Raw genomic sequence first — 317 nt, forward strand, 5'->3', positions numbered from 1 at the left:
GCCGGGCGCCGCGACAGTGCGGGGCGCCGCGACGGGGCGGCGGGTGACGGGCGCGGCACGGCACATGGCAGAACCTCCTGGACACGCCACCTCTGCCCGTCAGCGCCCCCGATCCGCCGTCCGCCACCCCGGATTCCCCCGTACGCCAGCGGAAACCCCCTGTACGAAGGACACCGCCCACCCCAGTTCGACCCCACTACGACAACGGCGGGCCCCCGAGCCGCCGCGCGGCAGCGTCAGCTGCTCTGTTGCCACGCCGTCCCCGGCGGGACGCGGTCCCGCGCCGGCCCGCCGGCCGTCGGCGGAGTGGTGTCCTC

General features: G+C 77.3%; 1 protein-coding gene. It reads right to left on the bottom strand.

All coding sequences use genetic code 11. The features are described 5' to 3' along the window. Positions 1-99 precede the first annotated feature (99 nt). Positions 100-317, bottom strand: a 218-nt coding sequence (locus GT042_RS38625; RefSeq protein ID WP_237530399.1) for a hypothetical protein, incomplete at its 5' end; no start/stop codon positions are given.

The organism is Streptomyces sp. SID3212, assembly GCF_009865405.1.
In the GTDB taxonomy this organism is placed as follows: Bacteria; Actinomycetota; Actinomycetes; order Streptomycetales; family Streptomycetaceae; genus Streptomyces.